Source organism: Comamonas sp. Z1 (assembly GCF_008121555.1).
Taxonomy (GTDB): Bacteria; Pseudomonadota; Gammaproteobacteria; order Burkholderiales; family Burkholderiaceae_C; genus Comamonas; species Comamonas thiooxydans.
In genome coordinates this window covers 286415-299137 of record NZ_VOQT01000005.1, presented here as the reverse complement: position 1 = coordinate 299137, position 12723 = coordinate 286415, and the positions used below count along the sequence as shown (strand labels likewise).

Below are 12723 nucleotides of genomic sequence, written 5' to 3'. Positions count from 1 at the left end.
CCGCGATCAGCTCTTTTGCTTGGCTTCCACGTCGATGGTGGCCTTTTCGGCAGCCTGCTGGTTGGCCACTTGGCCGGTCGCAGCGTTGGCGTCGGCGTCAGTCGCGCCGTCCTTCATGCCGTCCTTGAAGCCCTTGACGGCGCCGCCCAGGTCGGAGCCGATGTTCTTGAGCTTCTTGGTGCCGAACACCAGAACCACGATGAGCAGCACGATCGCCCAGTGCCAGATAGAAAACGAGCCCATGAGAATCTCCTAGAAATTGCAAACCATTTTAGACGGGGCTTGTGACAGATACGAATCAATCACCCAAAAAGCCTGCAGCGCACAGCTCTATCGCCGCGTGCAGGCTCGCTGCGCCGCTGGATCAGCCCTTGAGCCAGGGGCGCGGGCCGCCCATGACGTGCAGGTGCAGATGGTGCACTTCCTGCCCGCCTTCGCTGCCGGTGTTGACCACGATGCGGAAACCGCCATCGGGATAAGGGTTGCAGCCCTGCTCCATCGCCAGCTTGGGAGCCAGCGCCATCATGCGACCCAGCAGGGGCACATCCTCGGCGCCGACCTGGGCCATGGAGGGGATGTGCTTCTTGGGAATCACCAGGAAGTGCACGGGCGCACCCGGGTGAATGTCATGGAAGGCGAACAGTTCCTCGTCTTCATAGACCTTGCGCGAAGGAATCTCCCCTTTGGCGATGCGGCAGAAAATGCAATGGGGGTCGTAATCGTGGTCGTGCATGGTCTCTTGTATCTCGACAGTTCAGTATTCCAGGCGCCCTGCCTTGCCCATGGCCCATGAAGCAGACAATGGCGTCATCCCCTGAAGGGGAAGGCGCAAAGCGCCTCAGGGGACTATCCTATATTCTCGTTGAATCGCAGCGTCTGTTTGACGCCAAGGTGCTCGCGATTGAGCTGCAGCCATTGCTGGCCGCGCACCCGGCCCAGCTCGAACAGCTTGTGCACCATGCCCATGTCTGCGCGCACCTTGCTCGAGGCGCCAAAAGGCTTGAGCACGGAGCCCCCGTCGATGCGGTGCATCAGCACATGCTTGTAGCGCTCGGGGTCCAGGCGCTTTTGCTCCAGCAGCTTGACCACGAACTCGATGGCCCTCAACTCGGCCAGCAAGCTGGCGTTGAAGGTGATTTCATTCATGCGATCCATGATCTCGCGGGCCGTGTCGGGAGAGACATCGGACTCCTTGGGATTGATCTGCACCAGCAGGATATCTCTGCTCCTGGTCTCGTAGATCAGCGGATACAGGGCCGGATTGCCCGAGAACCCGCCGTCCCAGTAGCACTCCCCGTCAATCTCCACCGCCTTGAACAGCTGCGGCAGGCAGGCCGATGCCATGATGGCGTCTGCCGTCACCTGCTCGCCTTTGAAGATCTTGCCGGCACCCGTGCGCACATTGGTGGCGCAGATGAAGAGCTTGGGCACCACGCTGGGGTGTTCGGGATGCGCAAGCGTCTCGAAGTCCACCACCCGGGTGAGCAGCTGTCGCAGCGGGTTGATATTGAGCGGATTGGTCTGATAGGGCGACAGAAACTGGTTGAGCACGCCCATGAACTGCTTGCTGCCCGGCAACGGTGCGGCCCAGAACATCTTGCCCACGCTGCCCATGGTGCCCACGCCCTCCCACAGCTCGCGCAGAGACTGGCGCGCCAGCTGCCGTCCCAGGTAACGGGCATCGTCCACTTTCTTTTCCTGCGCGGCCGCCTGCGCGAAGCCATGGGCCAGCGCCACGGCGTTCATGGCACCGGCGCTGGTGCCGCTGATGCCTTCGAAGATCAGTCCGTCATCGTCCAGCAATGCATCCAGCACGCCCCAGGTCAGCGCACCATGCGATCCCCCGCCCTGCAGGGCCAGGTTGAGGGTGTGGGAAGTCTCTGCAGCCATGGCACGATCCTGTGAAGGTTGATGAACCAAGCAAGGGGCTTGGGACTCACGCAAGCAAAGAATGCACAGCGGGCATATCCATGGACAAAACACCATGCCCGATCCGAATCTGCGCAAGTCCTGGAGCTTATCCAGCACAGCGAGCATTGCACAGGCCCTGCACTCGTGTCAGCCTGCCACCCCGAATCTGTTGCAGCGCAGCACAACCGCTTGCAAAAACAAAAAAGCCCCGGCCGTAAAGCGGGGGCTTAGGTGTCTGGCAAGTGCGGTTCAGGGCTGGATCGCGCGATTCTTGTTCATGGCGATCATGCCGCTGACGATGCGGTAGAGGAACCAGATGGAGATCAGCACCCAGGCTGGGTTGAAGATCAAGAGGCCCAGCAGGAAGAACGGGAAAGTCACCGCATAGAGCACGATGGCCCAGAGCACGCTGCGCAGCCGCCAGGAAAAATGGCTCTCCTGCCAGGTGCCGCGCGCATCATCGCGCTTGACCAGATCGATGACGACTGCAATCAGCAACAGCAGCACACTGACCTGCGCGCCCGGGAGCACGGCGGCCACGGCCACGACCAGGTGCAGCAGATAGCTGACCCAGCCCCAGGCCTTCAGGCCCTCGACCTCGGTAGAGCTGCTGCTATTTACATCGATAATGTCGCGATCGTCATTCATGCGCTTCCTCCTTATTGCTTGGCCGCCCCTTCCTGAGCAGCGCGTTCCTGGGCCTTGCGCAGGGCTTTTTCCTCCAGACCGCTGGTGCCCTCGCGGCGCTCCAGCTCGGCCACCACCTCTGCGGGTGTCAGTCCGTAGTGCGACAGCGCAATCATGGAGTGAAACCACAGATCTGCCACTTCATAGAGGATCTTGCCCTTGTCCGCTCCATGATCGACATCCTTGGCGGCCATGACGACTTCGGTGGCCTCTTCGCCGATCTTCTTCAGAAAGGCGTCAGGCCCCTTGTGCAGCAGGCGCGCGACATAGCTTTTTTCAGGGTCGCCACCATTGGCGACCTTGCGGCTTTCGATCACGGCGGCCAGACGGGCCAGTGCGCCCTCGACCGACGCGGTGTTTTGTTCAGACATGACTTTATTTGTAGATGGAAGCAGGATTTTTCAAGACCGGATCGACAGCAAGCCACTGTCCGTCCTTGAAAACGCTGTAAAAGCAGGAGTGGCGGCCGGTATGGCAGGCAATACCGGGATCATGCCCCTCTTGCGTGATCTTGAGCAAAACCACGTCGTTGTCGCAGTCGATGCGCATCTCGTGCACGGTCTGCACATGGCCGGACTCCTCGCCCTTGAACCACAGTTTGTTGCGCGAGCGGCTGAAGTAGACGGCACGCCCCAGCTCGGCGGTCTTTTCCAGTGCCTCGCGGTTCATCCAGGCAAACATGACCACGTCGCCGCTGCTTTGCTCCTGCGCAATCACGGGCACCAGACCCTGCGCATCCCATTTGACTTGATCGAGCCAGCTCATTGCAGACCTTTGTTTTGTATAGCTTCCAGCGCAGGCCGGCAGCCAACATCAACCATAAAACATATGCAAAGCCGCTTGTAGCCTGCGCAAGCAGCTCTCAAAAAACTTTAGAGACGCACGGGAATGCCGCGCGCGCGCATGCATTCCTTGGCCTGCTGCACGGTGTACTCGCCATAGTGGAAGATGCTGGCAGCCAGCACGGCATCGGCGCCGCCGATGGTCACGCCATCGGCCAAATCTTCGAGATTGCCGACACCGCCCGAGGCGATCACGGGCACGGCCACGGCATCGGCCACAGCACGCGTGAGCTTCAGATCGAAGCCGCTCTTGGTGCCGTCCTTGTCCATGCTGGTCAGCAGGATCTCGCCGGCACCGCGCCTGGCCATCTCTTCGGCCCAGCGCACCACATCCAGCCCCACATTCTTGCGCCCGCCATGGCTGTACACATCCCAGCCCGGCCCCATGGGCGTGCCGCCGGGGCCGATGCGCTGCTCGTCCTCGGGAGTTCGGCGCTTGGCGTCGATGGCCACCACGATGCATTGCGCGCCGTACTTGTCGCTGCAGGCATTGATGGTGTCCGGGTTGGCAATGGCGGCGGAGTTGAAGCTGGTCTTGTCGGCTCCGGCATTGAGCAGGCGGCGCACATCTTCGACGCTGCGCACGCCACCGCCCACGGTCAGCGGAATAAAGACCTGCGAAGCCACGGCCTCGATGATGGGCAGAATCAGATCACGGCCATCGCTGGTGGCCGTGATGTCCAAAAAAGTCAGCTCGTCTGCACCCTGGGCGTTGTAGCGTGCGGCAATTTCCACCGGGTCGCCCGCATCGCGCAGCTCCAGAAAATTGACGCCCTTGACCACGCGGCCGCCGGTCACGTCAAGGCAGGGAATGATGCGTTTGGCAAGCATGGACCAGTCTCGGAATATCTAGGAACAAGGAGGCCAAAGATACCACGGCCTCGCCGCTGCCTAGGGCATCTGCCGACGGCGCCCCCCTGCCGCAGCCATGGCATTGCCACCTGGCTTCGGCGGCACGCAGCCCGGCCACAGCCACCGCATCGCGAGTCAAACCAGCTCGATTTGAAACGTTTCAACTCAGCAGCAGCCCCAATCCATAAAGCGGCACAAAATCCCTGTGCTCCCAATTGAATAACAGTAAACACAGAGCCGGCCTCACGATTTATTGTTTTCAGCCGCAATCTCTTTCCCGCATCGATATTCCGGCTGCGATTAACTGGCGCAGATAGGACCATCGCCCACTCCTGACCAGGCATGCCACAAGCGATCCGAAAACAAAGGCACCGATATTCTCAATGAGAAGCCTTCACGCCTGCGAGAAGCCGCACTGCCGAGAGCGGCATATGACTGCGTGACAAGCAAAGCTATTGCGGGCTGGGCTTCGGCAAGCCGCCTGACGCTAGGGTTGACAGCAATGCAAAGCAGTCTCGACCGGGAAGCGAAATACCTTAAATATTGTGTATAAAACCCCAATTCAGCATCCAGATATTCATGGCGTAAAAAGATGTTTCTTTTTACGCTGCATTCTTGTTCGGATTGTTTTTGCTAGTGAAACTATGAAAAAAATAAATCAATAGTTTTTAATATTTCGACAGTGTTGTCCCCATAAATAATTGACCGGACCCGGAAACCCATCCCGTTCGATGAATGTATTCAGGCACAGGTGATCATCATGGATATGAGACGCCAATATTTCGGTACCGACGGAATCCGCGGGCGGGCTGGGTATTTCCCCATCACGCCGGACTTCGCTCTGCATCTCGCCCATGTCGTCGGACGAATGCTTCATCGCAACGAAGAGCGCCCGACGGTGCTGATTGGCAAGGACACGCGTATCTCGGGTCACATGCTCGAAAGCGCCTTGGTGTCGGGCTTCAATTCGTCTGGAGTGGATGTGGTGCTGCTTGGGACGCTGCCAACACCGGGAGTGGCCTATCTCACGCGGGCCTTGCGTGCCAGTCTGGGAGTGGTCATCAGCGCCAGCCATAACACCTTCGAGGACAACGGCATCAAATTCTTCAGTGCCAAAGGCACCAAACTGCCCTATGTCTGGGAGGTAGCAGTCGAGCAAATGCTGCTGGATGAGCCGCATTGGGTCCCGGCAATCGCACTCGGAAAAACCCAGCTCCTGGATGACGCCGTCGGCCGCTATATAGAGTTTTGCAAGAGCACTTGCGACCATGCGTTCACCTTGCGAGGGCTGAAGATCGTGGTCGATGCCGGCCATGGTGCGGCCTATCAGATAGCGCCCATGGTCTTGCATGAACTCGGTGCCGAAGTGGTGGCCATAGGCTGCGCTCCCGATGGCATGAACATCAACCAGGGGGCCGGAGCCGCACATCCCGAGCTCCTGGCCACGACTGTTTCCGGTTGCGGTGCGGATTTCGGCATCGCCCTGGATGGCGATGCGGATCGCCTGCTGGTCGTCGATGCCGCCGGCCGGCTCTATAACGGGGACGAGTTGCTGTACCTGATCGTCGCCGACCGCCTGGAGCATGACGAGAGCATTGCGGGCGCCGTCGGCACGCTGATGACGAATATGGCGGTGGAGCGGGCATTCGGGGTGCTGGATGTGGACTTCATGCGCACCAAGGTCGGCGACCGATACGTGCTTGAGGAGCTCAGCCGCAGGGGCTGGACCTTCGGCGGCGAGGGGTCGGGCCATCTGCTGATACTGGACCGGCACAGCACGGGCGACGGTCTGGTGAATGCGCTGCAGATATTGCAGGCCTGCGTGCGCACCGGCCGCACGCTATCGCAATGGCTGCTGCCGGTGCAGCTCTACCCTCAGGCATTGCTCAATGTGCACTGGTCGCCAGACCGGGATTGGCGCAGCAATGCCTTGCTGGCACGAGTGCAGGCGCAGGTCGAGGCCGAGCTGGGTTCCACCGGGCGTGTGCTGGTGCGTCACAGCGGCACGGAGCCGCTGCTGCATGTGATGGTGGAGGCGCAGGATGGCGATCAGGCCAGCCGCTGTGCCGAGCGACTGGTCACGGCTGCCAGAGACGGTTAGCCCGCCGATGCGGCTGCGCCGCTCATGCAGCAGATAAAGCCGGCACCAATGGCGACCAGCACGAGGAGCTGGCTGACATACCCGAAGCAGAGCGTGAAAGATGATTTTGAGCAGGTACGAATGAAGAACGTCTGATACCAATTGACTCAAAGGGAGAACGCAATGAATCAGGACTCCGAGGCTCTTCACGCCAAGCCAGACATCGCGCAGTTGCTCATCGTGTCCGGGACCAGGCCCGAAATCATCAAGCTGGCCCCTGTCTATCACGCCCTACAGCAGACGCACTGGGCTCGCCCCATCTGGCTTCATACCGGCCAGCATGGCGACATGGCCGCGCAAATGCTAGATTGCTTTCATATCCAGCCCGATCATGTGCTGCAAAGGCAAGGAAGTTCACTGCTGGAATTCGCCACGGGCTGCCGGGTTCAGTTGGAGTCCGTGCTGACGGATACGAGCTGTGAGGCAGTGATCGTTCAAGGCGACACAGAGAGCGCGTTTCAGGGTGCATTGGCCGGCTTCTATCTCAAGGTACCTGTCGTCCATGTCGAAGCCGGCCTGCGCACCTACAACCTGCACCGACCTTTTCCGGAGGAAGGCCTGCGGCAAATGATAGGGCGCATCGCCAGCCTGCATCTGGCCCCCACCCCGAGGGCCCAGCAGGCGCTGGAGCGCGAAAACGTGGCCAAGGAAAAGATCGAGCTCACCGGCAACACCGTCGTCGATGCCCAGCTCTGGGCCAGCCAGCATCACCACATCCACCGCCGCATGCAGGGCTGAGGCCATATTCTAGTGACCATGCACAGGCGAGAGAACTGGGGCCCCGATGTGGACCATGTGTGCGAAGCGATTGCCGAGATCGCGCGCGAGTTTCCCCAGATGCCGGTGCTGTTCCCGGTTCACCTCAATCCGGTGGTCAAGGAGCCGGTACACCGGCTGCTGGGCGGACTTCCCAATGTCAAGCTGACGGAGCCTCTGGATTACCTGGCCATGCAGCAGGCCCTGGCCGATGCCTGGCTGGTGCTGACCGATTCCGGCGGACTGCAGGAAGAGGCGCCAACCTTCAAGGTACCGGTGCTGGTCTTGCGCGACGAGACCGAGCGTCCCGAGGTGCTGGAAGCCGGCTGCGCCGCTTTGGTCGGAGCCGACAGAAGCAGGATCGTTCAGTCCGTGCGCCACCTGATGCATGACGATGCTGCCTACCGGAGCATGCAGGCCAGCAGCAACCCCTTTGGTGACGGGACTGCAGCACAGCGCACCGAGAAAAGACTGCACCAGATGCTGAGGCCTGATCACGCAGGCCTGGCACAGAAAGCCGCTGAAAGGACGCGCCATGTCCTGGCTTGACCTGTTCACCGGATACCTCTATGTGCTCAAGAGCATCGCCATCGTCATTGCGGTGGTGATCTTCATCAGCGGACTGGACGATCTGTTCATCGACCTCTTTTACTGGGGGCGGCGCACCTGGCGTGCACTGACCGTGTATTCGCGCCACGAGCAGATGAATCACAAGGCCTTGCTCGGTGTGGACGAGAAGCCGCTGGCCATCATGGTGCCCGCATGGCAGGAGCATGGCGTGATCGGCAAGATGGCGCAGCTGGCGGCAACCACGCTGGACTATGAGAACTACCACATCTTCATCGGCACCTACCCCAACGACCCCCAGACCCACGCCGATGTGGAGCAGGTAAGAGCCCATTTCCCGAATGTGCACAGCGTGGTCTGCGCACGCCCCGGGCCGACCAGCAAGGCCGACTGTCTCAACAATGTGCTCGATGCCATCTTCCAGTTCGAGCAGCGCTCGGGCATAGAGTTTGCAGGCTTCATCCTGCATGACTCGGAAGACGTGCTGTCCAGGTTGGAGCTGAGACTGTTCAACTTTCTCGTGGATCGCAAGGATCTGATCCAGCTGCCGGTCTACCCCCTGGAGCGGCCGCTGCGCGAATTCACCGGCGGGCATTATCTGGACGAGTTTGCCGAGCTGCATGCCAAGGACATCGTGGTGCGCGAGGCCCTGGTGGGTCAGGTGCCCAGCGCCGGGGTCGGCACCTGCTTCAGCCGCCGCGCCATCACGGCGCTGCTGGAGATGGGCGATGGCGTAGCCTTCGATACCCAGAGCCTGACCGAGGACTACGACATCGGTTTCCGGCTCAAGCAGCTGGGCATGCGCGAGATCTTCGTGCGCTTTCCCGTGCATGACGCGGACCAGCCTACCGATCCCGACCAGCCACGCCGACACGGGCGCAGCGCGCGTGAAGCCAGCGTCATCTGCGTGCGGGAGTTCTTCCCCGATACGCTGAATGCGGCGGTGCGACAGAAGTCCCGCTGGATCACGGGCATCGTGATCCAGGGTTTCAAGACCCTGCGCTGGACCCAAAGCGGTGTGCTGAACTATTTTCTCTGGCGCGACCGCAAGGGTGCTCTCACCAATTTCGCCAGCTTTCTGGCCATGCTGCTGGCGATGCAGCTGATTGCCATCTGGCTCTACCAGCGCCTGGTACCGGACAGCTACCGGTTTCTCTCCATCTTCCAGGGCGACTGGTGGCTGTATGCGCTGCTGGCAGCGAACTTCGTGCTGATGCTCAACCGCATTGCCCAGCGCATGTTCTTCGTCACCAGCTACTACGGCATCGTCCAGGGATTGATGTCGCTTCCGCGCCTACTATGGGGCAATTTGGTGAACTTTCTGGCCAACTGGCGGGCCATCGCCCAGGCGCTGCAGGCCAAGGATATCCGGCGCATGGCCTGGGCCAAGACCGATCATGACTTCCCCATGCTGGGAGAGGGACCCAGACTGCGCCAGCCCCTGGGACAGATACTGATCGCACAAGGTGCCCTGACAGAGAGCCAGCTGCAGGAAGCGCTGCTGCGCCCCACTCCCGGCTTGCGCCTGGGCAGTGCGCTGGTGCACAAGGACCTGATCAGCACCGCACAGCTGGCCGCTGCAGTGGCCCAGCAGGCTGGCGTTTCATGGGAATTTCTGGGAGAGCGTCTGATCTCCGACGAGATCGCGGCACTGCTGCCGGCACATCTGGCACTGCATTACAGCGTGGTGCCGCTGCGCGAGGAGGGAAAAACACTGATCCTGGCCAGCGAGTCGGTCATAGACCCGGTCTCGCATGCAGCCCTGGAGCGCAAGCTGGAGAGGCCCGTGCGCTACCTCATTGCCCCCAAGGGAGAGGTCACGGTCGAGCTGCGGCGTCTGTATGCAAGACAGCATGGGGAGCCGGCTCGCGAACTGCTGGCCTGGGCCGTGGAGCGCAAACGCGTATCCGCCGAACAGGCGAAAGAGCTGTGGAAATTCTATGTGTCGCGGCAGCTGATGCTGGGCGAAGTGCTTCAGGCCCTGGGCCGCATCGACACAGCCGTGCTGAATGCCTTGCTGCTAAGACATGAGCAAAGCGATGACAGCCTGGGCCTGTTCCTGGTGAACCAGGGGGCGTTGACGCAGGCTACGCTGGATGAAGCACTGCGACTGCAGCAACAGCTGCAGGTCACCATGGCGCAACTTTTGCGCCGCCTTGATGCCGCCCCGATCGTGTCCGTTGCTTAGGTGCCAATATATGAAGCTTTCTCGTCCTATTCTGGTTCTTTCCCTGGCATGCGCCACCCCATACGATGGTCTGGCGCAGACGGTGGATCTAGGTCCGGATATCACTCCCAGACAGCGCTTTCAGGTCTATCCACGGATCGACAAGGCGTATGAGGCCATGGCGCGCGGCGATGGCCAGCGCGCCATCGCCGAGCTGCAGCAGGCTCAGCGTCTGGCACCGGACAACACCGAGATCGCCCTGCAATTGGCGGCAGCCCATCGCCGCTTTGGCCAACCCGCACAGGCCGAAGCTGTGCTGAAGGCTCAGCTTCAGCGCCACCCTGGCGATGCGCGTCTGGCCCAGGCTCTGCGCGATATGCATCAGGGAGCCGTTCCGGCCAGACAGCCCGAGTCTCAAGCCCTGCCCGCTCCTGCGGCCAAGGAGCCACCGAAGACGCCAGGCACAGCCGCGCCTTCAGCAGCGCCAGCACCAGAGCCGGCAAAGGCAGCCACCTCGACAGCGGACACCACGCCTCGCCCGCGCAAGAGCCCGGCAGCACAGGCCATGCCTGCGGGTTACGCCAAGGCCAGCCAGGCCTATGCCGCAACCGAGCGGCGCGACTTCGCCACGGCCTTGCCTCTGGCAAGGCAGGCCGTAGCTGCGGCCCCCGGGCGTCTGGACTATCAGCGCCTGCTGGTCTACCTGCTCGTCGAGAACGGGCGCTTCGACGAGGCCGAAGCCCGGGCAACAAGGCTGGACAAGGTCAAGCAGCTGCAGTCGGACTCCGATTGGCAGATGCTGCGCACATCCATACGTCAGCGCCGAGCTCTGCGGCCCTTCGAGCAGGCCTTGCAGGCACGCGAGCAAGGCGACATGGTCAAGGCCCTCAGGTATGCAGAGACCAGCGTCCAAATAGCGCCGGATGCACTGGCTCCCCGGCTTCAGTGGCTGGGCTTGCTGCTTCAGGATGGACAGGCGGCCCAGGCGCAGCGTGTGGCAGAGCAAGGGCTGGCGCTGCAGCATGATCCTGCACTGCAGGTACTGCAGGGCGTGGCCCTGCATGTCCAAGGTCGCGGCATGTCCTCCGAACAGGCTTTCGACGCAGCGCTTGCCGCCCCCCACCTGTCGCGGTCGGAGCGGCAGAACTACGGCGTGATAGCCCTGGATGCAGCGCTGGCAGCCGGCCAGACAGAACGAGCCCAGCGGCTTGTGCAGGCGCTGGAGACGGACAGCAATGCCGACATCAGCAGCCGCCGAGAGCAGCTCAAAACCCTGCGCTCCTCAACCATGTCACGCAGCTACGAGCTGCCACTGCCCCTGGTCAACTGCTTCAGCGCCGGCGATGTGCCCGGCTGCGAAATCTGGCCCGGGCAGGAAGCGCCAGACCCGGCATACAAAGTCGCCCATGAGGCCTATCAAGCCTACAGCGATGGGCAATATGCTTTGGCGGCAGAAAAGGCCGGGGCGGCCGTGCAGCTCAACCCCGGACATCTACCCTACCGTCAGCTTCGCCTTCAGGCATTGCTGGCTGCAGGCCAAAAGACGCAGGCGCTTGAGGAGGTCGATCAAACACTGCAGCTACAGCCCGATGCAGCCGAAGTGCTGGCCTTGCGCAGTCGTCTGCGCCACGAGCAGGGCATGACCGAGGCCGCCAACGCCGACGCACGGACGGCATTGCAAATGGGCGGCCTGTCCCTGTCCAGCGAGGTGGATCTGCTGCTTCAGCTGGGGCGGCGAGACGAGGCTGCTGCACGCTTTGCCCAGGCTGTCTCGGAGCCTGAGCTGCAGCAAAGCGCCGACCCCAATCTGGCCTATCTGGCCATTCGCGTGGGGGACGATCGCAGTGCCTTGTCCATCTTCAACCGCGCACGGGACCAGAGCCGTCTGCCGGACACGGCGCTGCGCGATGGCGCCTACGCTGCCAGCAGGCTGGCCGAGAACGATCAGTCCATCGACTACTTCAAGCAGGCCATTGCCGCTGCGCATGAAGGCCGGCTCGCCATGACGCCGCAGCAGCAATATGAGACACGACGTGAAGTTGCCGACCGGGACCGCTCCTGGGGCATCAACACCTTGCTGGGCTATCGAGGCATTTCCCTGGGCGCGGCGGGCGCCCAGCCCGGCCTCTATGGCGACGTGGCCCAGCTCGTCAGCGAGGTGTACTGGCGCCCGCAGAAGTTCGGCGACGGCCGCTTCTGGGAGCTGTACGGCGGCGCTGCTCAAACGGTCTACAGCCGCCACGATGTGCCCACGGGCGGAGAGACCACCCAGGGTGCCGTCGGTATTCGTGCCAAGCCGCTGAGCGATCACAACCTCATACTCGCGGCCGAACGGCGCGTGCGCATCGGCTCGCTGTCCAGCAACGACTGGTTGCTGCGCATGGGATATTCGGGCGGCATGGGTACCGACCTGCGCGTGGATGTGCCCAGCTGGAACACGTTCAATATGTATGCCGAAGTAGGTCGCTTCATTCATCGCAAGCAGAACTACGCGACTTTCGAAGCCCAAGCAGGGCGCAGTTTCCGAATGGGGGGGAGCGACTCAAGACTGGTGCTGTTTCCGCATGCAGTCCTGGGCGCTGATTACAACTCTGAACGCACAGCCTCGGGCAAGCAAAGCTCGGTGGGCGCTGGCGTTGGTGTGAGCATGCGTTTCTGGTTCCGCGAGGACCGTGACCATGCACCTCGCTCCTACCTCGACCTCTCCCTGCAGTATCGCGCCCGGCTTGCCGGGGACGAAAGAGGGAAAGGCGTGTTTCTACGTGCCGCCTTGGTATTTTGAGATGGCACGCCTCTAAGGC

The 12723-nt window shown here is 61.7% G+C and carries 10 protein-coding genes and 1 pseudogene; 4 read left to right on the top strand and 7 right to left on the bottom strand.

Annotation, left to right across the window (positions count from 1 at the left end; genetic code table 11):
• Positions 1 to 6: 6 nt before the first annotated feature.
• The 7 genes from tatA to hisF form a co-directional block, all read right to left on the bottom strand.
• On the bottom strand, positions 7 to 243 hold the full coding sequence (tatA, locus tag FSY45_RS12280) for a Sec-independent protein translocase subunit TatA (RefSeq protein ID WP_003058595.1): 237 nt from the start codon (positions 241 to 243) through the stop codon (positions 7 to 9).
• 121 nt (positions 244 to 364) lie between these two features.
• A complete protein-coding gene (locus FSY45_RS12275; protein ID WP_003062146.1) occupies positions 365 to 733 on the bottom strand; it encodes a histidine triad nucleotide-binding protein in 369 nt (122 codons plus the stop codon).
• A 113-nt stretch (positions 734 to 846) separates the two neighbouring features.
• Positions 847 to 1890, bottom strand: a complete 1044-nt coding sequence (locus FSY45_RS12270; protein WP_046461076.1) for a patatin-like phospholipase family protein — start codon at positions 1888 to 1890, stop codon at positions 847 to 849.
• Positions 1891 to 2160: 270 nt separating this feature from the next.
• Positions 2161 to 2559, bottom strand: a complete 399-nt coding sequence (locus FSY45_RS12265) for a hypothetical protein (protein WP_003062140.1) — start codon at positions 2557 to 2559, stop codon at positions 2161 to 2163.
• 11 nt (positions 2560 to 2570) lie between these two features.
• Positions 2571 to 2969: a phosphoribosyl-ATP diphosphatase gene (locus FSY45_RS12260; RefSeq protein ID WP_003062137.1), complete on the bottom strand. Its 399-nt coding sequence runs from the start codon at positions 2967 to 2969 to the stop codon at positions 2571 to 2573.
• Positions 2970 to 2973: 4 nt separating this feature from the next.
• Positions 2974 to 3405, bottom strand: a complete 432-nt coding sequence (gene hisI, locus FSY45_RS12255; RefSeq protein WP_255443321.1) for a phosphoribosyl-AMP cyclohydrolase — start codon at positions 3403 to 3405, stop codon at positions 2974 to 2976.
• A 65-nt stretch (positions 3406 to 3470) separates the two neighbouring features.
• Positions 3471 to 4271, bottom strand: coding sequence for an imidazole glycerol phosphate synthase subunit HisF (hisF, locus tag FSY45_RS12250; protein ID WP_003058607.1), 801 nt, complete (start codon positions 4269 to 4271; stop codon positions 3471 to 3473).
• 787 nt (positions 4272 to 5058) lie between these two features.
• Here hisF and glmM point away from each other — a divergent pair.
• The 4 genes and pseudogenes from glmM to FSY45_RS12230 all read left to right on the top strand — a co-directional run bounded on the left by glmM (position 5059) and on the right by FSY45_RS12230 (position 12704).
• Positions 5059 to 6393, top strand: a complete 1335-nt coding sequence (gene glmM, locus FSY45_RS12245; RefSeq protein ID WP_046461127.1) for a phosphoglucosamine mutase — start codon at positions 5059 to 5061, stop codon at positions 6391 to 6393.
• A gap of 162 nt (positions 6394 to 6555) precedes the next feature.
• Positions 6556 to 7737 (top strand): annotated as a pseudogene (wecB, locus tag FSY45_RS12240) (non-hydrolyzing UDP-N-acetylglucosamine 2-epimerase).
• Entirely contained in the window at positions 7724 to 9943 is a 2220-nt protein-coding gene (nrfB, locus tag FSY45_RS12235; RefSeq protein WP_046461074.1) for a cyclic di-3',5'-guanylate-activated glycosyltransferase NrfB, read from the top strand. Before wecB ends, nrfB begins: the two are co-directional and overlap by 14 nt.
• A gap of 10 nt (positions 9944 to 9953) precedes the next feature.
• Complete coding sequence (locus FSY45_RS12230) at positions 9954 to 12704, top strand: tetratricopeptide repeat protein (RefSeq protein WP_148748083.1); 2751 nt, start codon at positions 9954 to 9956, stop codon at positions 12702 to 12704.
• Positions 12705 to 12723: the final 19 nt, after the last annotated feature.

Excerpts from the sequence above, each read along its gene's own strand:
- tatA (WP_003058595.1), bottom strand. The coding sequence starts at position 243 with ATGGGCTCGTTTTCTATCTGGCACTGGGCGATCGTGCTGCTCATCGTG.
- FSY45_RS12275 (WP_003062146.1), bottom strand. The coding sequence starts at position 733 with ATGCACGACCACGATTACGACCCCCATTGCATTTTCTGCCGCATCGCC.
- FSY45_RS12270 (WP_046461076.1), bottom strand. The coding sequence starts at position 1,890 with ATGGCTGCAGAGACTTCCCACACCCTCAACCTGGCCCTGCAGGGCGGG.
- FSY45_RS12265 (WP_003062140.1), bottom strand. The coding sequence starts at position 2,559 with ATGAATGACGATCGCGACATTATCGATGTAAATAGCAGCAGCTCTACC.
- FSY45_RS12260 (WP_003062137.1), bottom strand. The coding sequence starts at position 2,969 with ATGTCTGAACAAAACACCGCGTCGGTCGAGGGCGCACTGGCCCGTCTG.
- hisF (WP_003058607.1), bottom strand. The coding sequence starts at position 4,271 with ATGCTTGCCAAACGCATCATTCCCTGCCTTGACGTGACCGGCGGCCGC.
- glmM (WP_046461127.1), top strand. The coding sequence starts at position 5,059 with ATGAGACGCCAATATTTCGGTACCGACGGAATCCGCGGGCGGGCTGGG.
- nrfB (WP_046461074.1), top strand. The coding sequence starts at position 7,724 with ATGTCCTGGCTTGACCTGTTCACCGGATACCTCTATGTGCTCAAGAGC.
- FSY45_RS12230 (WP_148748083.1), top strand. The coding sequence starts at position 9,954 with ATGAAGCTTTCTCGTCCTATTCTGGTTCTTTCCCTGGCATGCGCCACC.